Below are 19,943 nucleotides of genomic sequence, written 5' to 3' on the forward strand. Positions count from 1 at the left end.
TACAGGAAAACCGATAGATCGGAAAATACCCATTGACGATGGTGGCGACGGCAAAACCCTAGTGTCAAAAAGTTAAACATAAACAAAGAAAACGATAAAGGAGGCGGCAATGCCGCCTCCCGGGGGCGTCAGGCCTTCACTTGGGCGAGGGCGGCGGCGAAGTCCGCAATCAGATCGTCCGCATCCTCGATGCCGGCCGAATAGCGCACCGTGCCGGCGGAAATGCCCAGTTCCGCGCGCGCCTCGTCCGTCAGGTTCTTGTGGGTGGTCGTCGCCGGATGGGTGATCAGGCTCTTGGCATCGCCGAGATTGTTGGAGATGCGCACCACCTCAAGCGCGTTCTGCAGCGCAAAGGCCGCCTCCTTGCCGCCCTTGAGCTCGAAACAGACCAGCGTCGAGCCGCCCGTCATCTGCTTGGCGACGATATCGGCCTGCGGATGATCCTTGCGGCCCGGATAGATCACCCGGGCGACCTGCGGCTGCTCGGCGAGGAAGTCAGCCACGCGTGCGGCGTTCTCCGTCTGCTGCTTCACCCGCAGCGGCAGCGTTTCGATGCCCTTCAGCAGCGTCCAGGCATTGAAGGGCGACATGGCCGGGCCCGTATGGCGGAAATAGTCATGCAGGTTCTCGTCGATCCACTGCTTGTCGGAGAGAACCACGCCGCCGAGGCAGCGGCCCTGGCCGTCGATATGCTTGGTCGCGGAATAGACGACCACATGGGCGCCGAGTTCCAGCGGCTTCTGGAAGAGGGGGGTCGCGAAGACATTGTCCACCACCACCTTGGCGCCGATCTGGTTGGCGAGCTTCGCCACGCCGGCAATGTCGATCACTTCGAGCGTCGGATTGGTCGGGCTTTCCAGGAAGAAGACCTTGGTATTCGGGCGGATTGCCTTTTCCCAGTTGGCAAGATCGCGGCCGTCGACCAGCGTGCATTCGACGCCATATTTCGGGGCAAGCGTTTCCACCACCCAGCGGCAGGAGCCGAAAAGGGCGCGCGCCGCGACGATGTGGTCGCCGGCCTTCACCTGGCAGAGGATGGCGGCCGAAACGGCAGCCATGCCGGAGGCCGTTGCGCGGGCATCTTCCGCACCTTCCAGCATGCACATGCGCTTTTCGAACATGTCATTGGTCGGGCTGCCGTAACGGGCATAGATGAAGCCGTCCGTTTCGCCCTTGAAGCGGGCCTCGGCGGCCTCGGACGTGTCGTAGACGAAGCCCTGCGTGAGGAAAATGGCTTCGGATGTTTCGCCGTGATGCGAGCGGGTGGTGCCGCCGTGGACGAGCTGGGTTGCGGGACGCCAGGACTTGCTCATGCCAATCTGCTTTCCATAACAAAAAACCGGTCGCCCAAAGGGGACCGGTTGCTATCAACCCGGTCCTTTTAGCCACTTGTTTAACGTGGCTGCAAGCCGACCGGCCAAATCACCACGGGATAATTGTGCCTTAGCGCCGAATAAGGCTTGCGTCAATTGCCGGGGGCGGAAAGAAATGTCCCGAGGACAAGCCGCTTATTCCGGTATGCGGCTCACGATTGCATGGGAGCATGACATGGCACGGACCACGGGCATTCTGGCGGACAGCGCCATTCGGGCCCTGTTTTCCGAAGGCAGGCTGAAGAGCGAGATGTCGCTCGATGCGGACCAGATCCAGCCGGCCAGCCTCGACCTGCGTCTCGGCGGCCGGGCCATGCGGGTCCGCGCCAGCTTCATGCCCGGCCCGGGCGCGCTCGTTTCCGAAAAGCTCAAGCGTCTCACACTGCACGAGATCAGCCTCGAAGAGGGCGCTGTACTCGAAACCGGCTGCGTCTATATCGTGCCGCTGATGGAAAGCCTCGACCTGCCGGAGGGCCTTTCGGCTTCCGCCAATCCGAAGAGCTCCACCGGCCGCCTCGACATCTTCACCCGTGTGATCACCGACCGGGCACAGGAATTCGACAAGATCCCGGCCGGCTATGTCGGCCCGCTCTACCTGGAAATCTCGCCCCGCACCTTCCCGATCGTCGTGCGTCGCGGCTCGCGCCTGTCGCAGATCCGCTTCCGCACCGGCCAATCGCTGCTTTCGGAGGATGCGCTTCTGGTGCTGCACCGCGCCGAAACGCTCGTGGCCAGCGAGGAGCCGAATGTCTCCGGCGGTGCGATTGCGCTCTCGATCGATCTCAAGGGTACCGGCCCGGACGGGCTCGTCGGCTATCGCGGCAAGCACCATACGGCGGTCATCGATGTCGACCGCAAGGCCGCCCATGATGTGCTGGATTTCTGGGAGCCCCTCTATAGCCGCGGCAGCGGCGAGCTGATCCTCGATCCGGACGAGTTCTACATTCTCGTTTCCCGCGAGGCGGTGCATGTGCCGCCGCTCTATGCGGCGGAAATGACCCCCTTCGATCCGCTGGTCGGCGAATTCCGCGTGCATTATGCCGGCTTCTTCGATCCGGGCTTCGGCCATGCCGGGGCAGGGGGTGCCGGTAGCCGCGCGGTTCTCGAAGTGCGCAGCCACGAAGTGCCCTTCATTCTGGAACACGGCCAGATCGTCGGCCGGCTGGTCTACGAGCACATGCTCACTCGCCCGGAAGGGCTCTATGGCGAAACCGGATCCAATTATCAGGCGCAAGGCCTGAAGCTGTCCAAGCATTTCCGCCCGGCCTGAAATCCGCCTTCCGGCCCTCCTTGACAAGGCGGGCCGAAACCGGACAAAAGGGGTGCAACGCGGGTGTAGCTCAATGGTAGAGCAGCAGCTTCCCAAGCTGAATACGAGGGTTCGATTCCCTTCACCCGCTCCATTTTCCCCAAAGGCGATCAGGCCAGCCCTTCTTATGGGGCCGGCTTCACGTCGATGAAGGGAACGCTGCCGCCGGGGACCATGGTGGTCGGGAGCGAGCCGTTCCAGCGGTCGGCCAGCGTGAACTGTATGAGGCCGGGATTTTCCTTCAGCGCATCGCCCTTTGCCTTGATGGCGGAGGCTTCGGCCTCGCCGCGGATCCGGGCTGCCTCCGCTTCTGCCTTTGCAAGCGCCAGTTGGCTGTCGGCCTTGGCCTGCGCCTGGGTGACCGTAATCTGGGCGAGCTGCTTTTCGTTTTCCACCTTCTGGCGGGATTTCTGCACTTCCACTTCCGCGGTCATGCGGGCTTCGATGGCCTCCTCGTAGGCGGGGGAGAACTTCAGGTCCTCGATCTGCACGCCCTCGATTTCCACCGGTCCCTTGACTGCGTTCTGGATCGCCTCGCGGACTTCCGAATTCAGCCTGTCGCGCTGGCTGATTGCGGTCGCGGCGGTATAGTGGCCGAAAATATTCTTCAGCTGCTGGCGCACACGCGGGAGGATCAGGCGCGCTTCCAGGTTTTCGATATTGGAGAACTGTGCATAGACATCCGCCACCTGGCCCGGAACGACCGAATAATTCACCGACAGCTGCAAATGGGCCGGCTGCTGGTCCTGCGAATAGGCTTCCTCATTGTCCAGCTGCAGCTTCTGCGTCTGTACCGACAGATGGGTGACGCTGGTCATGAAGGGAATCTTGAAGCCGAGGCCCGGTCCCGCTATCCCCACCACGGCCCCGAATCGGGTGATCACGCCGCGTTCCCCCTGATCCACCGTGTACCAGGAGCCCAAAAACAGGCTTCCCACCAGAAGGATGGCAAACCCGGCCACAGTCTGAACGATACGCATCGCGGTCAATCCCTTCTCTTTGCGGGCTTCATGCCCGCTTCGGTTCCGCTGATATCATCGATTTTCTACCGGAGTGCTAAGATTTGCCGGAGCGCGCTCAGGGCGCCATGCGCAATCTCCTGCCTTCATTGGGGCGGAAGGTCTGCGGGGCTATGGGGAGTCTTGTTCCAGCTGTGCGGGCTGGCGATGAGTTGATAGAGGGCCTTCCAGGCTGCGACAGTCAACAACAGCCATAGAACGGGGATGAGAACGGCGCGGTTGGCCCGCAAGCGTTTCCCGTCCTGACGATGATACAGTCGGGCCGCTGTCAGATAATAGCCGTATCCGGCCAGCATGTTCACCCCGTCCACCAGCATCAGAATGCCCGTGGTCGATAAGGGAGAGGGCAGCCGACCCTGCCAGCCCCAGTAGACCAGAAGGCCGAGACTGGCGAAAAAGACCGGATAGAGCAGGCTCGAAAGCACGGCCCCTGCACTGTTGAGAACGGAAACGACAAGGCCGATGATCCCGATCTCGCGCGCGAGCAGATGCGGCAGGCGGATGCTCACGAGAAAGGTTTGCAGCCATCCCTTCAGCCACCGGCTCCGCTGGTTGATCCAGACGCGCTTCACGGTAGGGGCATTTTCCAGCGTGGGTCGGCCGATCAGGCCGACACGATAGCCCATCCTTGCAAAGCGCAGGCCCAGATCCGCATCTTCCGTGACATTATAGGGATCCCATCCGCCAGCCTCCTGAAGGGCGCTCAGCCGGAAATGGTTGGATGTTCCGCCGAGGGGCATGGGCCATCGGAACCGCTCGACCATGACCAGAAAGCCGTGAAACTGGGCGTGATATTCCGCCGCGAACAGATCGGCGAGCCAGCTTTCATGCCCGTTGTCGATGTGCAGGGGTGCCTGCAGGCAGGCGAGCCTGCTTCCCTCTTGCCGAAAGCGCCCATAGGCTTCGCGGAGCTGGCCGGGATCCGGCCGGTCCTCCGCATCGTAAATCGTCAGAAACTCGCCGCGAACACCCGCCAGCGCATAGGTCAGCGCCTTCGGCTTGGTGCGCGGAACCTGCCGGGGCACATGGACGATCTCGATATGCGGGGGCAGAGGGCGGGCGGCCAGGGCATCCAGCGTTTCAGCATCATCGGCCTCGCAGACCAGCTTGATGTCGAGACGGGAAGCGGGCCAGTCCAGCGCCAGAAGAGCCTGGAGCAATTGGTCCACGACGGCTGCCTCGCGGTGGAGAGCGACAAGCACCGAATAGATGGGAAAGGGGCTCTCCTCTTCCGGAAGCGCCGGCAGCGGGGTGGGCGGAGAAATGTAGAACAGGCTGATCCAGCGCAAGGCAATGGAGAGGAAATAAAACAGCGCCAAGGCCGCATGAGCGGCGCGCAAGGCGTGAAACGGCCAGACATAGGCGAGGCAACCGCACAGCGCCAGCCCAGCGCCGAGCGCGAAAGACTGCCAGGACACCAGCGTGGTGCGGGCGCTGTAGAGCGGTCTTTTGTGGAAAAGTCCCTCGGTCGCGTCCCTGACCCGCCGCTCCGCGCCTGCCGCCCAGACTGCGTTTCGCAACGCGGACGGGGTGGTGATCGCAAAGCGCTGGCGCAGATCCTGGTTGGCCCGCAGACGGGCGACAAGCGCCGGAAAAGTCGCGAGCCCCGGGGCCTGCACGAGTTGCGAAGGTGCGCCCGGGGGCGCCAGCTTCAAGGGCCCGGGTTTTCGCAACACAATGTCCATGCCGGCATTGTCGGAAACCGCGTCGGCCGGAATTGCCGCCTCGAAACGCACGCCGGCAACCGCCGCCATGCCGCGATAAAGCCGGTCTTCCCCCACATGGCCGCCGAGCACCAGTTCTTCTTCCAGCGTGCTGCCATGCCGATCCCGGGCGAAAAGCACGGCCCCCAGCGACTTCGGAGAAAGGCCGAGAAAGGCAACAAGCGGTGCAAAGACATCGGAATCAAGGCAGGCCGATGGCTCTTCGGTTCCGCCGTCGATTATCTCTCGGTTCGCATCCGTCTCTTGCATTTTCGTCCGGAAAGTGCGGTTCTCTGAACCGGTGGAAGGCACGGTCTCCTGGCAGGTTACAAAAAGTAAGATGAAACTAATAAAGAAATCAATGAAATTTTTTTTGCCCTTTCTGGCGGCAGGGCTCGCCCTGGCGACCGGAGCGGAAGGGGCAGGCCAGATCGGTGCGGCAGACAGCGGCGGCGTGGAGTTCCCGCTGCTTTTCGACGCGCGGGAACGTCTGGCGAAGCCCGATCTCGGGGATGTTCCAAGGCTGCGCTTTCTGACCTCGCTGGATTTCCCGCCCTTCAATTTCGCCGATGCGACGGGGCGCCCCGCGGGCTTTCACGTGGATCTGGCGCGGGAGATCTGCAACGAGCTGGACATAGCGGCCCGCTGCCAGATCGAAGCCATGCCTTTTCCCGAGCTGAAGGAGGCGCTCGACAAGGGGGAGGGGGACGCCATTATCGCCGGTATGGCGATCACCGAGCCGTTGCGGGAAGACTATCTGTTCTCAAGGCCGTTCATGGTGCTGCCCGCCCGGCTGTTGCGCAATGCAAAGGCCGAGCTGAAAGGGCCTGCGGCAGAGGGGCTCAGCGGCCGTCCCCTTGGCCTCGTCGCCAAGAGCGCCCATGAAGCCATGGCGAGAGCCTATTTCCCGGCCGCCAAACCGGTTGTCTTTCCGGATCGCCAGACCATGTTGACGGCATTGAAGGAGGGGAAGGTGGATGCCGTCTTCGGCGACGGAGTGCAGCTCGCCTTCTGGGCCGCCAGTCCCGAAGCAGACAGGTGTTGTCACCTCTACGACGGTCCCTATTATTCGACGGGTTACCTGGGCGAAGGGCTCGCCATCATGCTGCGCCCGGATGACGATGTGCTGACGCAGGCCATGGATCATGCCCTGCTGGCGCTATCGCGCAACGGCAGGCTCAAGGAACTCTATCTGCGGTATTTTCCCTACGGGCTTTACTGACCTTATCAGCCCTTGCGGTAGCGAGCGATGGCGCTGCGTTCCAGGGCAGCGCAGGTCAGCTTGTCGAGGGAAAGGGCATCGCGCAACAGGGAAAGGAAGCGAAGCTCTTCCCTTTTCAGGATCAGGTCGGCGGAGGAAACGTCCACCGCCAGTGCATAGGCCGTATCGCGCAGACGCTCCGGAAGGGCGTCGCGAATGATCAGCAGCACGCCGTCCAGACCAAGCGGTCCCGACACAAGCTGATGGCATTCCCTGGAAACGTCGATCAACCGGCTCTTGTCGAACGGGGCGAAAACCGGCAGCGACTTGACGAGGTCGCCGATATGGCCGAGTTCCTGATCGTTCATGTCCCGGTCCACCGCAGAAGCGAGCACCATAGTATAGACGAGAGCGTCTTGCGGGCTGATGGATGCGGATGTCATCGGTCGTCCTGTTCCCCCTGATATCAGCCATGGAGATAGGATGGGCCGCGCTTTGTTGCAAGTCCGTTGCGCTGGCGGCCGGAGCCTATTGACTGGCCCAGATGATCCGGGCGACCCAGTCCACGTCCCGCATCTCGATCGTGCGGTTGGGATGTTCCGGATTGAGCGACAGCAGCTCGAGCGAACGCGGAGACTGCCGCATCAGCACCTTGGCCATCACTTCCCCGTCGCGCGTCTTGACCACGACACGGTCTCCGCGCCGGATCTGCGCGCCGGGCTCGACGATCAGCACATCGCCCTCGCGATAGATCGGCATCATGCTTTCACCCTGCACCTCGAGCGCATAGACGCCTGCCCGGCGGTCGGCCGCCGTAGGAAAATCCACGATATCCCAGCCTTCACCGGCGGGAAAACCGCCATCGTCGAAATAACCGCCGGATCCGGCCTGTGCGAAACCCAGAAGCGGTATGCTGTCGATCTGGGGCGGGAAAGGTCCTTCCGGCAGAGGCGGCGCCAAGGGCTTTCCCGCCACAAAGGCCAGGAATTCGTCGAGCGTGGCACCCGTGGCTTCCAGCACCTTGGAGACGGATTCCGTCGACGGCCAGCGCAGGCGACCATCCGCACCGATCCGCTTCGACTTGTTGAAGGCGGTCGGATCAAGCCCCGCCCGTCGCGCAAGGCCCGAAGGTGTCAGCTGATTTTTTGCGGCAAGACGATCGATTGCCGTCCATATGCGGTCATGTGAAAACATCGGCAGCATTCCATGGCAAGGGCAATAACCGCCTCGGGTCAATGGGGCAAGAATAGACCAAACGGTATCGCAGGTAAAGCCGGGACGAGGAAAATAGTCCTCGCTTATACGGATAATCTTATGCAACCATGGTTGTGTTGATCTTGCCGAGCTGAATGACGGCCTGCGTCCGGCTGTCCACGTTCAGTTTCAGGAGGATGGCGGAGACATGCGCCTTGATGGTGGCCTCCGAAACGCCCAGCTCATAGGCGATCTGCTTGTTGAGCAGGCCTTCGGCAAGCATGCCGAGCACCCGGCTCTGTTGCGGCGTAAGGGTTTTAAGGCGGTTGATCAGGTCGGCAGATTCCGGGTCGCTTTCCGGCGCACCATGATAGCCTGGCGGAGTGGCGATATCGCCTTCGAGCACCCGGCTGATGGACTGGCGGATTTCGTCGATCCCCGAGGATTTGGAAATGAAGCCGGACGCCCCCAGCTGGAGCGCGCGATGCACGGTCGCTCCATCATCGCTGGCGGATACGATCACCACCGGCAGGTTGGGAAATTCGGCGCGAAGGGCCATCAATCCGGAAAAACCGGAAACGCCGGGCATCGCCAGATCGAGAAGCATCAGGTCTGCGCCCAGATGGGCTGTGGCGGCTTGATGGGCAGCGGCAAAATCCCCCGCTTCGGCAATCTGGTGATCGCCTTCCATACCGCTGATCGCCTGACGCAACGCGCCGCGAAACAGGGGATGGTCGTCCGCGATAATGATGGTCAGTGCTGACATGCCAAGCTCCCTCCCAAGAGCCGCGCCGGATGTCCCGAACCGGCACCTGACTGCTTGTCATCTTCGCAGCTTATATCAGCTCTTGTCGGGAGCGAAAGAATAAATTCTGTGCTGCAGGGGCTGCATCCCTGCTTATTCCTTGGGCAATCGCATATCCCGCGTGGACAAACCGGCAGGCTTCCGGCAAATGCGGGTCAGGACTTGCGATGGAGAGGGCCGATGCCAGACAGGGTGGTGTACAAGATCGTTCCGGAAAACCTGTGGAGCGAAGCGCGCGCGGACGGTGTTTTCCGCGGTGCTGCCATCGATCTTCAGGATGGCTACATTCATTTCTCCACCGCCTCGCAGGCGCGCGAAACGGCTGCCCGGCATTTCACCGCGCAGGCCGGCTTGCTCCTCGTTGCCATTGATGCCGCGGCCCTTGGCGAGGCGCTTAAATTCGAGCCCTCCCGCGGCGGCGATCTCTTCCCGCATCTTTATGCCGATCTGCCCATGGGGGCCGTGATCTGGGAGAAGCCGCTCCCCGTCGGCGCCGATGGCTTGCACCAGTTTCCGGAGATGGATTGATGTCCGCACTCTTTGATCGCCTCGGCCGCAGGGGCCTGTTCCTCTTCGATCCCGAAACCGCCCATGGCCTTTCCATTGCCGGCCTGAAAACGGGCCTCGTGCCCGCCTGCGCCGCCCGCCGGGACGAGCGTCTGGCCCAGACGGTGGCCGGCATCCGTTTCCCGAACCCGCTCGGCATGGCCGCCGGCTACGACAAGAATGCCGAGGTGCCGGACCAGCTGCTCAAGCTCGGCTTCGGCTTTGCGGAGGTCGGCACGCTTACTCCGCTCGCCCAGCCCGGCAACCCGAAGCCGCGCATGTTCCGGCTGGAGGGCGAGCGTGCGGTGATCAACCGTCTCGGCTTCAACAACGATGGCCATGCGGCAGCCCTTTCGCGGCTCAAGGCCCGCACCGGCAGCGGCGTCGTCGGCGTCAATATCGGCGCGAACAAGGACAGCGCCGACCGCATCGATGATTACGTGAAGGGCATCCGCGCCTTTTATGGCGTCGCCACCTATTTCACGGCCAATATTTCCTCTCCCAACACGCCCGGCCTGCGCGACCTGCAGGCGCGTGAAAGCCTTGCGGCCCTGCTCGGCGCCGTGCTCGCGGCTCGTGACGAGGAGGCTGCAAAGGCGGGCCGCCGCGTGCCCGTCTTCCTGAAGATCGCCCCGGACCTGACGCCGGAGGGCATGGACGATATTGCAGCCGAAGTGCTCGCGAATGATCTGGACGGGCTGATCGTGTCCAACACCACGTTGTCCCGCGAGGGGCTTACCGACCCGCAGAAGGGCGAGGCGGGCGGCCTTTCCGGTGCGCCGCTCTTCGAAAAATCCACCGCCGTCCTTGCCGCCATGCGCAAGCGCGTCGGCCAGGATCTGCCGATCATCGGCGTCGGCGGTGTGTCCTCGGCCGAAACGGCAGCGGAGAAGATCCGCGCCGGGGCCGATCTCGTGCAGCTCTATTCCTGCATGGTCTATGAGGGACCGGGCCTGCCGGGTCGCATTGTGTCCGGCCTTTCCACCCTGCTTGACCGGGAGGGTCTCGGCTCCATCCGGGCGCTGCGCGACACGAAACTCGACTACTGGGCGGCGAAGGTCTGAGCCGCCTTGGCCGGCACCAGCCGGTAAAGGAAGAGCCCGCGCGCGAGCAGGAAGAGGTTGAAGGCGATCCACAGCCCGTGATTGCCGAGGAAGGGCACGAAGACGGCCAGCGCCACCAGGAAGGCGACGAAAGACAGGAGCATCTGGTTGCGCATGTCTCGCGACCAGGTAGCCCCGATGAAGACCCCGTCCATCAGGAAGGCGAGGGCGCCCGTGATCCCCGAAGCCGCCGCATAATACATGGCGGTCTCGGCTTCGGCCTGCACGTCGGGCACCGTCGTGAGGAAATGGATGATCTCCGTTCCGAAAAGCGCAAAGAACAGGCCAGCCAGCCCGGCGATCGCCATCGACCACAGCGTCGTCAGCCGGATCGCCTCGTCGAAGGCCGGCCGGTAGCGCGCACCGATGGCGCGGCCGGTCAGCTGTTCCGCCGCATTGGCAAGGCCGTCGAGATAGAAGGCGGAAATCATCACGAAATTCATCAGCACCGCATTGGCCGCAAGCGTCACCGCGCCGAAGGAGGCGCCCACCCGCGTCAGCACCATATAGCCCGCCAGCAGCACCACGGTGCGGATGAGGATGTCGCGGTTGAGGGCGAAGAGATCGGCCAGATGCCGCCGGTCGAGCAGCACGGCGAGGGAAGGCAGGCGGATACTGCCCAGACTGCGGATCGCCAGCACGAAACCGGCCACCATGCCTGCGGTTTCGCCGGCCACCGTTCCCCAGGCAATGCCCGCGACGCCCCATTTCAGCGACAGTCCCAGCCAGATGGCAAGCACGATATTGGTCACGTTGATGAGGATCTGCAGCGCCAGACCCGCCTTGGCCTGCCCGCGCCCGAGAAGGAAGCCGAGGATCGCGAAATTGGCGAGCGCCATCGGCCCCGCGAGAATGCGGATCGAGACATAGGTGGAGGTGACCTCCGCCGCCTCGCCCTCGGCGCCCATCAGGAACAGGCCGGCCTTCAGCACCAGCGGCGAGAGCGCCAGCATCGCCCCGCCGCAGACGACCGACAGCAGCAGCGCCCGCCAGAAGACCGTCCGCTGCGCTTCGAGATCGCCCCGGCCAAAAGCCTGCGCCACCAGCCCGGTTGTGGAGGCGCGCAGGAAATTGAAGATCGAATAGAGGAAATCGAACAGGATGGCGCCGATGGTCAGCCCCGCCAGCGCTGCCGCACTGCCGAGCCGCCCCACCACCGCCGTGTCGGTAAAGCCAAGCAGCGGCGTCGTGACGAAGGCAAGCGACATCGGCACCGCAATCGACAGCACGAGCCGGTGTGTGACCTTGAAAGGCCCGCCTGTTTCATGCCCGCTCATGCGTCATCCGCCTTTGTCCGCCTATTGCGGGTTGGAAAGCACCATGGCCCAGTAGGGGCGATTGCCGTTTGCGGTGTCGTAGGCGACGGCCACGCCCATGCCACTGTAGTTGCCCAGCATGTTATGCAGGTGCTTGGGGGATTTCCCCCAGGCATCCACGGCTTCGGCCAGACTGTCCTGACCGGTCGCGACGTTTTCCGAGGCGGGCAGGCCCACGCCGCCGCCCTTCATCCGCGCCTTGAAATCGTCGCCGGGGCCGAGCAGATGCGCCATCTTGCGATAGGAGGCCATGCGCTTCGCCTGCGAGATCGCCGCGCCCGAAGCCGCAGGATCGACTAAGACCGGCTTCAGCCCCTTCTTCACCCGGATGGCGTTGACGGAGGCGACGGCTGCTGCAGAATAATCGCGCACATTGGCCGGCTGCGGCGGCGGAGGCGGGGTGGCGCAACCCGCCACCAGCACGGCAAGGGAAAGAGCGGCGCCCGCCATCAGATGGCGGCGGTTCAGAAAGGGCTCGGTCATGATCAGCGCTTGTAACTCAGGATTCGGATGAGAATGAAGACCGGGATTACCACGGTCGCACCCAGTGCCAGGTAGGTGCCGAAGCGCCCGAGCGCCTGGAACCCGGTCTGCCAGAGATCGATGACGAAATCACGGACATTGTCGACGATATCCATGGGCATGATGTCGAAGACCTTCATGAAGAAGCCGACGATCAGCGATACGACCACCAGCTTGATGATGGTGCGTGCCGGCGAATCTCCCAGGATCCGGTTGACTGTTTCAGGCATGGTGAACTCCCGTTTGCCACTGGATAGGCCGTGCATTTTCCGCCCGCAAGCCTTTTGGTGCGGGCCTATGGGGCAAGTTCTTGCCTTTTTGCCGGAACGGCGCGAGAAGGCACCGGTTTCCAAGCTTCAGACAAGGGTAGCGACATGGCCCCCAACCAGCATTCCTCCGGCGACGTGCTTGCCGACCGGCGCGCGGACTATGCCCGGATGATGGCGGAAAGCGGCGATTTTACGGGCGCCGCCGAATTGATCGAGCAGGCGCTGGAACTCGTTCCCCTCTGGACGGCCGGCTGGTTCCGCCTCGGCGAATATCGCGAGAAGGCCGGTGACAGCGAAGGAGCCGTCGCCGCCTATCGCCGCGTCGCTGAACTCGATCCGGAAGGCCTCTTCGGCGCGCCGCTGAAACTGGCTCTTCTGGGGGCGCGGGAAACCCCGGATCATCCGCCGAGCCGCTATGTCGAACAGCTTTTCGACGATTACGCCGCCCGCTTTGACAAGGCGCTGGTGGAACGACTGGCCTATAGCGTGCCGGGCAAGCTCCGGGCCCTGGTGGACAGCCAGCAGCGGACGTTTGCGACCGCCGTCGATCTCGGCTGCGGAACGGGCCTGTTCGGCGTGGAAATCCGCCCTTCCGTCCAGTGGATGGAAGGCTACGATCTCTCCCGCAACATGTTGCGGGAAGCGGAAGCCAAGGCCGTCTACGATCATCTCGGCCAGGCGGATCTCTCGCTTACCGCCGACCGGTCCGGCCTCTTCGACGTGGACCGTCGCCCGGCCCGCACCAGCCTCGTCAGCGCCGCCGATGTGCTGATGTATCTCGGCGACCTCGACCCGCCCTTCCGCCTTGCCCGCGATCTCCTGGAGCCCGCCGGCCTCTTCGCCTTCTCGGTGGAGGATGCAGGCGCAGGCGATGGCTTCCGCCTCGTCCAGTCCATGCGCTACGCCCATACGGAAGCCTATCTCCACACCCGCCTCGCCGCCCACGGCCTCAGCCTCATCCGCCTCGAACGCACCGTCATCCGCATGGATGCCGGAGCCCCGGTACAGGGCATCCTGGTTCTCGCGACGGCGTGAGGGTGAGTTCAGTTTGGAATTGTGCGTGAGAGTGGCGTTGGGGGCTGTTCGGTTCCAAAGAAGATAGACGAAAGTGGACTAACCGCCGAACCTAGTCTAGGTCAGCTTTTGGCCCTAAGCGGACGTCGCTAGACCGCTAGACGTTCGTGGCCGCGCAGTCTCCGCCACCCGCCCTCTCTCAATCCTCCGCAATGCGGCGATCGAATCATTGCCGTCTAGTGCGCACAATATCAGCTTGCATTCGTCACGCTTCAGGTCAGAGGCAGCTTACCTGACCGGCAGCAACATCCGCCGCAAGTGTAGTGGCGATCAAGCCAACGGTGAGGGTCATGCCATGCGCCGCGCTGAGAAATGCCCAGCTCTTTCGTAATGCGGGCTGGAGAACGGAAATCAACAACACCACTAGGCTACCAGCGGCTGTCGACTTGAGTAGTAAGGCTGCGGCTGGGAAATAGGTTGGAATGACCTTCCAACAACTGGCGAGTGTGTATGGTCCCGCAGTGATGTAAGCTGCAACAGCCAAGGCAATCCAAGCCAGCGCGTGGGCTGCTAGCAGCCATCTTCTCCAATGCCTCATTCGTTACTTCCAGCTCCTCACTGCTGATTTTCAGACACGCTACGTCCCGGGCATTGTCACTCGGCAAGTATAGTAGGGCCGACCAGACCTTAGGTGCTCAGGTGCGCCGCATCGCGACCTGCAGACCTAGTCCGACGAGGAGAGTTCCACCAGCGCGTTGAAGCAGCTTCTGCACCGCATTGGAACCCTTCAGCTTCATCATGATGAACCCGGCTAGGAGGACGCAAACGACATCGGCAAACGTGAAGGTGGCGTTGACGATGGCTCCAAGTGCGGTGAGCTGCGCCCAAAGTGGCAGACCTCTGTCACCATCCACAAACTGAGGAAGAAACGCCATGAAGAAGATCGCTGTCTTCGGGTTCAACACCTCGACAACGATGCTTTGGACGAATGCTTTCTTTGGGGACGTGGGTGGCACATCCAGCACGCTATTAGCTAGCGATGGTGCTCGGAACATCGAAATACCAAGCCAGATAAGATAGAGGGCGCCGGCCAGCTTCACGACCATGTAGGCCACAGGGACCGCATGGAAAAGCGCGGATAACCCGGCGGCGGCGGCGATCACGTGCACATAAGCGCCCAGGTGAATGCCTAGCACTGCCCACAATCCAGCGCGTCGGCCACCTGCCATGGTACGGGCGGCGGCATAAAGCATCGCTGGTCCTGGAAGGAATGCGAATACGGCCGTAGTAGCGGCGAATGCGAGCAAAACCTCAAGCGACGGCATCCAGGAAGTTCCTTGCTGGGGGTGGTGGTCAAAGACTAGAGAATTTCTCTGCCAACGCGATGACCGGTATTGGCGCTATCCGGCCGTAGCCCTCTTCCGTGATTGATGCCTGATACGCCAATTCGGCTTTATCCAGCCAAGGTAGGATCAGCGCATCGCTTACTTTTCAGGTCAGCGTTTTTTAACCAATAGGCCAGAATTCACGCGTAGGAATTGATCTCTTTGCTCTTTTTGATATCTAATGCGATCGGATCAGTCCCAATGACCAAATTTCGCTGTCGCAGTTCGAGTAAAGACGCATCAAACGATACAACATTCTGACAGAAGTGATTTTTTAGCGTCGAAATGTTTATTGAGTTTTTGCCCCAATACTTTCTCCTTTTCATAGTGAAAAGAATACGCCTTGCTCCAACGTCAAGCTCACTTCTTTTCGCCCAGCCAATGATGGAAGCTTCCATCGACTCCAAAGCGGTGGTGTGATGTTCAATTCCGAAGTAATGGCTATGGGTCTGAGTGACGGTTCCAATGTTAGAAGTTCCAATTAATACCACCTCATATTTTTCTTCTTCGGGAAACTGCGCTTCATATCTAGAATAAGCAGATATGGCTTCATCGGCATTTCGTCCGACAACGTCCCAAAGAACGAAATTCCCGTCGTTCCAATCGAAAACTAAAATCCAGTTATTTAGGCTATCTGAGTTTTGCCCTTCGCGTTCCTTCATTGTCCTTACAATGTCGGAATTGACGTGCCCGCCTAGATTTCTGTCACCCGTTCTCAGGCTAATTATTCTCTCCGCCGACTGTCTTTTACTTTGCAATGAAATTTCTTCTGCGCTTTCGAATGGCTGATTTGTCTCGATCAAGTGAAGCGCGTTCGAGAACGCCTTGAAATAATCTATAACAGACTGATCGCCCTCTTTTTCCTTGAGTCGGTAACCGTAGAGTACAGATGTTCTCTCTATACTTTCCGACCAATAGTGTTGAATGCGACTGCGCAGTTGGAGTTCAACGCGGTATCCTGAAACTTCGAGAATAATATGATGTGCTCTATATCCTGTGTCATCGCGCCCTAGCTCGCGGTAATCAGTCTCACGAACAATCTTAGCGACTGTGGACTGTGTGAATTTTTTGCGCACAAAATCAATCAAAAGATCGACGTCAGAATTCTTTTCTACAATTATTCGGCAGCCACCAATATCTTGCAACTGCGTGAGGCGAACACTCAGCCGCCTAAGCTTTCGGAGGATTTGTGGTCTCCGTTTCAAACGTTGAGCAATGTAGTATTCTTTATTGAAAGACTGCAGCCAATCCTGAATTTCAAGCGTTAGCCGTGTGAGAGGCTCTAAATGATTTTTACGGTAGTCTTCGAATACTTCCTCAAGTTCAAGAGCTAACTCATCGTATTCTCTACCCTGATCGCTGAGTATCTGTCCCGCCTTGTCGATTTTCGATTTTGATGCCATTAGCCCTGCCGATAGCCGAGAATGCATAATTTACTTGAAGAACCCGCCCAGTAGATCAAATTAATCCCGACGGCGAAACCAATTACAACACATTATGTAACACATAATGGACAAGCGACAAAAAATAAAAGCTATTATTAGCGGATGTCAGGTCCTATTTTTTGTGAACGCTGCGCGGCGGTGCTCGCGGGCTCTTCTCAAATTATTGTCAGGCGGCCCCAAATCGGCCGCTCTCAGTTTCAAGCTGATGACCGCTTTTGGCGCTTTGCAGACTCAGCAAACAGACCGGCTGCTTGGAGATGTTAAACCAAGCAGGCTCTGCATCCGGAATGAAGACGCAAAGCCGCCCTCTGAGGTCCAACCAGCAATAGCCGCGTTGGAGCCAGCCTGAGGTCACCTTGTATAAGCCCTGCATCACCAGCCCGGCATACCGCCCCCTCCGGCCGCGTTGCCCGCCATATTGCCCTTTCCCCTGTCGCCCCCTACCTTTGCGGATGTGAACGATCGTGATGCTGCCCTGACGCTTTTGCCGCCCGTCTTTCTCCGCTGGTTTGCGGAGAAGGGTTGGCAGCCGCGCGCGCATCAGCTGGAGCTTCTGAAGCGGGCAGGGGCGGGGGAAAGCACGCTGCTGATTGCCCCCACGGGGGCCGGCAAGACGCTGGCCGGTTTTCTTCCCGCCCTGACCGAGCTTGCCGCTCGCGGCAGGCCGAAGCCGGGGACCGGGTTTCATGGGGTCCACACGCTCTATATCTCGCCCTTGAAGGCACTCGCCGTCGATATCGAGCGCAATCTCTCCCGTCCGGTCGCCGAGATGGGCCTGCCGATCACCATCGAGAACCGCACGGGCGATACGCCGGTCGGCAAGCGCCAGCGCCAGAAGCTCAATCCGCCGGATATCCTGCTGACGACGCCCGAACAGCTCGCCCTCCTGATCGCCTCCAAGGATGCGGCGCGCTTCTTCAAGGATCTGCGCTTCGTGGTGCTGGACGAGCTGCATTCGCTGGTCACCTCCAAGCGCGGGCATCTGCTGTCGCTGGGGCTGGCGCGGCTGCACCGCCTCGCGCCCGGGCTACGCACCATCGGTCTGTCGGCCACCGTTGCCGAACCGGAGGAACTCTGCGGCTGGCTCGTGCCGCAAGGCGGAGAGGGCGAAGCGCCCCGCCGGGCCGGCATGGTCACGGTGGCGGGCGGCGCAAGGCCGCATATCACCATTCTCGGCACGGAAGAGCGGGTGCCCTGGTCCGGCCATTCGGCCCGCTATGCCATGAAGGACGTCTACGACACGCTGAAGGATTTCAAGACGGCGCTGCTCTTCGTCAACACGCGCTCGCAGGCCGAGATGCTGTTTCAGGAACTCTGGACGATCAATGACGACAACCTGCCGATTGCGCTGCATCACGGATCGCTGGATGTCAGCCAGCGGCGGCGCGTCGAGGCGGCCATGGCGGAAAACCGGCTGCGGGCGGTCGTCGCCACCTCCACGCTCGATCTCGGCATCGACTGGGGCGATGTGGATCTCGTCATCCATGTGGGCGCGCCGAAGGGGGCAAGCCGCCTTGCCCAGCGCATCGGCCGCTCCAACCACCGCATGGACGAGCCGAGCCGGGCCATTCTCGTGCCCGCCAACCGCTTCGAGGTGATGGAATGCCAGGCGGCCCTCGACGCCAATTATATCGGCGCGCAGGATACGCCGCCCATCGGGGAGGGTGCGCTGGATGTGCTTGCCCAGCATGTGCTCGGCATGGCCTGTGCCGCCCCCTTCGATGCGGTCTTGCTGCATGAGGAAGTGCGGTCCGCCTATCCCTACCGCGCCCTCGAATGGGAAACCTTCGAGAAGATCGTCGATTTCGTCGCGACGGGCGGCTATGCGCTGCGCACCTATGAGCGCTATGCCCGCATCCGCAAGACCAAGGAGGGGCTCTGGCGCATCGCCAATCCGCAGGTGGCCCAGCAATACCGGCTGAATGTCGGCACCATCATCGAAAGCCCGATGCTGAACATCCGCCTGGTCAAGCGCAACGCCCGCGGCGCGATCGGCCGGGGTGGCGCTTCGCTTGGCAAGGTGGAGGAGAGTTTTCTCGAATCCCTCACCCAGGGCGATACGTTCCTGTTCTCCGGCAAGGTGCTGCGTTTCGAGGGCATTCGCGAAAACGAATGTCTGGCCAGTCAGGCCTTCCATCTCGATCCGAAGATTCCCGCCTATGCCGGCGGCAAGTTTCCGCTCTCCACCTATCTCGCCGATCAGGTGCGCGCCATGCTGGCGGATCCGGACCGCTGGCAGAGCCTGCCCGATCAGGTGCGGGACTGGCTGTCGTTGCAGAAGGAAAAATCCGTGCTGCCGGGGCGCGGCGAGCTGCTGGTCGAAACCTTTCCGCGCGGCAACCGGCACTTCATGGTGCTTTATCCCTTCGAGGGGCGGCTTGCCCACCAGACGCTCGGCATGCTCTTGACCCGGCGGCTGGAGCGCGGCGGGGCGAAGCCGCTCGGCTTCGTCGCGACCGATTACGCGCTGGCCATCTGGGGGCTGGAAGACATGGGCACCATGATCCGCTCGGGTCGCCTGCCGCTCGGCCCTCTCTTCGAGGAGGACATGCTCGGCGACGATCTGGAGGCCTGGCTTGCGGAAAGCTTCATGCTGAAGCGCACCTTCCGCAATTGCGCCGTCATTGCCGGCCTGATCGAGCGCCGTCATCCCGGCAAGGAAAAGAGCGGGCGGCAGGTCACCGTTTCCTCGGACCTGATCTACGATGTCCTGCGCAGCCACGAGCCCGATCACATCCTGCTCGAAGCCACCCGGCGGGATGCGGCAACGGGGCTTTTGGATATCGGCCGGCTTGGCGATATGCTGAAGCGAATCAAGGGCCACATCACCCATCAGGCGCTGACCCATATTTCGCCGCTGGCCGTGCCGGTCATGCTGGAAATCGGACGTGAACCGGTGGCGGGCGGGGCAGAGGACGCGCTTCTCGCCGAAGCCGCCGACGACCTGATTGCGGAAGCCATGATGTGAGCCGGAAAAGCAGGACCGAGGAAGACGACATGACCGTGCTTACCCGCATCGCCATGGCTGCCGGGCCCCTTCCGGGTGCCGCCGATGCGACCGAAATCGAGCTGAGCGGCACTACCGCCGTCTGCGATCCCCTCGGTGCGCTGTACCTGCCCGGCCCTCGCGTGCTCGTCGTGTCCGACCTGCATCTGGAAAAGGGCGCGGCCTATGCGCGTCGGGGGCAGATGCTGCCCCCCTACGATACGCTGGCGACGTTGCGCCTGCTCGAACAGGTGATCGCCCGCCACGATCCCCGCCTTGTGGTCAGCCTCGGCGACAGTTTCCACGACCGGCGCGGCGCGTCCGAAATGGCGGAACCCTTCCGCACCATGGTTTCGGCGCTTGCCCGGGGTCGCGAATGGATCTGGATCACGGGCAACCACGATCCCGAAGGCGGGGTCAATCTGCCGGGCGGGACGGCGGATATGCTGTGCCTCGATGGCCTCACCTTTCGCCACGAGCCGCTTGCCGGTCCGCAGGCGGGCGAAGTGGCCGGCCACCTTCACCCGGCCGCAACGGTCAGGCGGCGGGAAAAATCCGTGCGGCGGCCGTGCTTCGCCACCGATGGCAGCCGCCTCGTCATGCCCGCCTTCGGCGTGCTCACCGGCGGCATGGATCTCTCCCACCGGCTCTTTCAGCCCTATTTCGACCGGTCCGCGCTTGTCGCCCATCTGCTCGGACAGGACCGGATCTATTCCGTGCGCTACCGGAACCTCAGGGGCTGACGCCACTCTT

General features: G+C 61.7%; 18 protein-coding genes, 1 tRNA gene and 1 riboswitch. Of the genes, 8 read left to right on the forward strand and 11 right to left on the reverse strand.

What is annotated here, in order from left to right; translation table 11 throughout:
• Nucleotides 1-128: 128 nt before the first annotated feature.
• Nucleotides 129-1,313 carry an O-succinylhomoserine sulfhydrylase gene (locus tag ACT54B_RS08305; RefSeq protein WP_476044192.1) on the reverse strand — a complete coding sequence of 395 codons (1,185 nt, stop codon included), beginning with the start codon at nt 1,311-1,313 and terminating at the stop codon, nt 129-131.
• 48 nt (nt 1,314-1,361) lie between these two features.
• A riboswitch (SAM riboswitch) is annotated at nt 1,362-1,439 on the reverse strand.
• 109 nt (nt 1,440-1,548) lie between these two features.
• Between ACT54B_RS08305 and ACT54B_RS08310 the strand changes: the two genes are divergently transcribed.
• On the forward strand, nt 1,549-2,643 hold the full coding sequence (locus ACT54B_RS08310) for a 2'-deoxycytidine 5'-triphosphate deaminase (protein ID WP_476044194.1): 1,095 nt from the start codon (nt 1,549-1,551) through the stop codon (nt 2,641-2,643).
• Between the two features lie 59 nt (nt 2,644-2,702).
• Nucleotides 2,703-2,776, forward strand: a tRNA-Gly gene (locus ACT54B_RS08315).
• A 31-nt stretch (nt 2,777-2,807) separates the two neighbouring features.
• On the opposite strand, the gene ACT54B_RS08320 is transcribed toward ACT54B_RS08315, so the two are convergent.
• Entirely contained in the window at nt 2,808-3,662 is an 855-nt protein-coding gene (locus ACT54B_RS08320) for a prohibitin family protein (protein ID WP_476044196.1), read from the reverse strand.
• Nucleotides 3,663-3,787: 125 nt separating this feature from the next.
• Nucleotides 3,788-5,674, reverse strand: coding sequence for a glycosyltransferase family 2 protein (locus tag ACT54B_RS08325; RefSeq protein ID WP_476044197.1), 1,887 nt, complete (start codon nt 5,672-5,674; stop codon nt 3,788-3,790).
• 91 nt (nt 5,675-5,765) lie between these two features.
• Here ACT54B_RS08325 and ACT54B_RS08330 point away from each other — a divergent pair, with 91 nt between their 5' ends.
• Complete coding sequence (locus ACT54B_RS08330) at nt 5,766-6,626, forward strand: transporter substrate-binding domain-containing protein (protein ID WP_476044199.1); 861 nt, start codon at nt 5,766-5,768, stop codon at nt 6,624-6,626.
• A 5-nt stretch (nt 6,627-6,631) separates the two neighbouring features.
• Here the strand turns inward: ACT54B_RS08330 and ACT54B_RS08335 are convergent, their stop codons facing one another.
• From ACT54B_RS08335 to ACT54B_RS08345, 3 genes are all read right to left on the reverse strand, one after another.
• Entirely contained in the window at nt 6,632-7,048 is a 417-nt protein-coding gene (locus ACT54B_RS08335) for a tellurite resistance TerB family protein (protein WP_476044201.1), read from the reverse strand.
• Nucleotides 7,049-7,133: 85 nt separating this feature from the next.
• Complete coding sequence (locus tag ACT54B_RS08340) at nt 7,134-7,799, reverse strand: S24 family peptidase (protein WP_476044203.1); 666 nt, start codon at nt 7,797-7,799, stop codon at nt 7,134-7,136.
• A 118-nt stretch (nt 7,800-7,917) separates the two neighbouring features.
• Complete coding sequence (locus ACT54B_RS08345) at nt 7,918-8,565, reverse strand: response regulator (RefSeq protein ID WP_476044204.1); 648 nt, start codon at nt 8,563-8,565, stop codon at nt 7,918-7,920.
• A 219-nt stretch (nt 8,566-8,784) separates the two neighbouring features.
• Here ACT54B_RS08345 and ACT54B_RS08350 point away from each other — a divergent pair, with 219 nt between their 5' ends.
• Together ACT54B_RS08350 and ACT54B_RS08355 are read left to right on the forward strand one after the other, a co-directional pair.
• Nucleotides 8,785-9,132 carry a DUF952 domain-containing protein gene (locus ACT54B_RS08350; RefSeq protein ID WP_476044205.1) on the forward strand — a complete coding sequence of 116 codons (348 nt, stop codon included), beginning with the start codon at nt 8,785-8,787 and terminating at the stop codon, nt 9,130-9,132.
• Entirely contained in the window at nt 9,132-10,214 is a 1,083-nt protein-coding gene (locus ACT54B_RS08355; RefSeq protein ID WP_476044206.1) for a quinone-dependent dihydroorotate dehydrogenase, read from the forward strand. Before ACT54B_RS08350 ends, ACT54B_RS08355 begins: the two co-directional genes overlap by 1 nt.
• On the opposite strand, the gene ACT54B_RS08360 is transcribed toward ACT54B_RS08355, so the two are convergent.
• The 3 genes from ACT54B_RS08360 to ACT54B_RS08370 are packed head-to-tail and all read right to left on the reverse strand — an operon-like array spanning nt 10,193 to nt 12,321.
• On the reverse strand, nt 10,193-11,530 hold the full coding sequence (locus ACT54B_RS08360; protein WP_476044207.1) for an MATE family efflux transporter: 1,338 nt from the start codon (nt 11,528-11,530) through the stop codon (nt 10,193-10,195). The two genes, ACT54B_RS08355 and ACT54B_RS08360, sit on opposite strands and share 22 nt — an antisense overlap.
• Nucleotides 11,531-11,551: 21 nt before the next feature.
• Nucleotides 11,552-12,052, reverse strand: a complete 501-nt coding sequence (locus ACT54B_RS08365) for a CAP domain-containing protein (RefSeq protein WP_476044208.1) — start codon at nt 12,050-12,052, stop codon at nt 11,552-11,554.
• A 2-nt stretch (nt 12,053-12,054) separates the two neighbouring features.
• A complete protein-coding gene (locus ACT54B_RS08370) occupies nt 12,055-12,321 on the reverse strand; it encodes a DUF6460 domain-containing protein (protein ID WP_476044209.1) in 267 nt (88 codons plus the stop codon).
• A 144-nt stretch (nt 12,322-12,465) separates the two neighbouring features.
• On the opposite strand from ACT54B_RS08370, the gene ACT54B_RS08375 reads away from it, so the two are divergent.
• Nucleotides 12,466-13,395 (forward strand): class I SAM-dependent methyltransferase, encoded by a 930-nt coding sequence (locus ACT54B_RS08375; protein WP_476044210.1) that lies wholly within the window; start codon nt 12,466-12,468, stop codon nt 13,393-13,395.
• A gap of 674 nt (nt 13,396-14,069) precedes the next feature.
• Here ACT54B_RS08375 and ACT54B_RS08380 read toward each other — a convergent pair.
• Both ACT54B_RS08380 and ACT54B_RS08385 read right to left on the reverse strand, forming a co-directional pair.
• Entirely contained in the window at nt 14,070-14,699 is a 630-nt protein-coding gene (locus ACT54B_RS08380) for a LysE family translocator (RefSeq protein WP_476044211.1), read from the reverse strand.
• A gap of 200 nt (nt 14,700-14,899) precedes the next feature.
• Nucleotides 14,900-16,162 (reverse strand): RelA/SpoT domain-containing protein, encoded by a 1,263-nt coding sequence (locus ACT54B_RS08385; RefSeq protein WP_476044212.1) that lies wholly within the window; start codon nt 16,160-16,162, stop codon nt 14,900-14,902.
• Nucleotides 16,163-16,658: 496 nt separating this feature from the next.
• Here ACT54B_RS08385 and ACT54B_RS08390 point away from each other — a divergent pair, with 496 nt between their 5' ends.
• Both ACT54B_RS08390 and pdeM read left to right on the forward strand, forming a co-directional pair.
• The gene (locus ACT54B_RS08390) at nt 16,659-19,172 is read left to right on the forward strand and encodes a ligase-associated DNA damage response DEXH box helicase (RefSeq protein ID WP_476044213.1); all 2,514 of its coding nucleotides are present in this window, start codon (nt 16,659-16,661) and stop codon (nt 19,170-19,172) included.
• Between the two features lie 29 nt (nt 19,173-19,201).
• The gene (gene pdeM, locus ACT54B_RS08395; RefSeq protein WP_476044214.1) at nt 19,202-19,933 is read left to right on the forward strand and encodes a ligase-associated DNA damage response endonuclease PdeM; all 732 of its coding nucleotides are present in this window, start codon (nt 19,202-19,204) and stop codon (nt 19,931-19,933) included.
• The last annotated feature ends 10 nt before the right edge of the window (nt 19,934-19,943 follow it).

This window comes from Gellertiella sp. DMC107, from assembly GCF_056313605.1.

Bases quoted from the DNA above. Each gene is read 5' to 3' on its own strand.
- ACT54B_RS08305 (WP_476044192.1), bottom strand. From the start codon at position 1,313: ATGAGCAAGTCCTGGCGTCCCGCAACCCAGCTCGTCCACGGCGGCACC.
- ACT54B_RS08310 (WP_476044194.1), top strand. From the start codon at position 1,549: ATGGCACGGACCACGGGCATTCTGGCGGACAGCGCCATTCGGGCCCTG.
- ACT54B_RS08320 (WP_476044196.1), bottom strand. From the start codon at position 3,662: ATGCGTATCGTTCAGACTGTGGCCGGGTTTGCCATCCTTCTGGTGGGA.
- ACT54B_RS08325 (WP_476044197.1), bottom strand. From the start codon at position 5,674: ATGCAAGAGACGGATGCGAACCGAGAGATAATCGACGGCGGAACCGAA.
- ACT54B_RS08330 (WP_476044199.1), top strand. From the start codon at position 5,766: ATGAAATTTTTTTTGCCCTTTCTGGCGGCAGGGCTCGCCCTGGCGACC.
- ACT54B_RS08335 (WP_476044201.1), bottom strand. From the start codon at position 7,048: ATGACATCCGCATCCATCAGCCCGCAAGACGCTCTCGTCTATACTATG.
- ACT54B_RS08340 (WP_476044203.1), bottom strand. From the start codon at position 7,799: ATGTTTTCACATGACCGCATATGGACGGCAATCGATCGTCTTGCCGCA.
- ACT54B_RS08345 (WP_476044204.1), bottom strand. From the start codon at position 8,565: ATGTCAGCACTGACCATCATTATCGCGGACGACCATCCCCTGTTTCGC.
- ACT54B_RS08350 (WP_476044205.1), top strand. From the start codon at position 8,785: ATGCCAGACAGGGTGGTGTACAAGATCGTTCCGGAAAACCTGTGGAGC.
- ACT54B_RS08355 (WP_476044206.1), top strand. From the start codon at position 9,132: ATGTCCGCACTCTTTGATCGCCTCGGCCGCAGGGGCCTGTTCCTCTTC.
- ACT54B_RS08360 (WP_476044207.1), bottom strand. From the start codon at position 11,530: ATGAGCGGGCATGAAACAGGCGGGCCTTTCAAGGTCACACACCGGCTC.
- ACT54B_RS08365 (WP_476044208.1), bottom strand. From the start codon at position 12,052: ATGACCGAGCCCTTTCTGAACCGCCGCCATCTGATGGCGGGCGCCGCT.
- ACT54B_RS08370 (WP_476044209.1), bottom strand. From the start codon at position 12,321: ATGCCTGAAACAGTCAACCGGATCCTGGGAGATTCGCCGGCACGCACC.
- ACT54B_RS08375 (WP_476044210.1), top strand. From the start codon at position 12,466: ATGGCCCCCAACCAGCATTCCTCCGGCGACGTGCTTGCCGACCGGCGC.
- ACT54B_RS08380 (WP_476044211.1), bottom strand. From the start codon at position 14,699: ATGCCGTCGCTTGAGGTTTTGCTCGCATTCGCCGCTACTACGGCCGTA.
- ACT54B_RS08385 (WP_476044212.1), bottom strand. From the start codon at position 16,162: ATGGCATCAAAATCGAAAATCGACAAGGCGGGACAGATACTCAGCGAT.
- pdeM (WP_476044214.1), top strand. From the start codon at position 19,202: ATGACCGTGCTTACCCGCATCGCCATGGCTGCCGGGCCCCTTCCGGGT.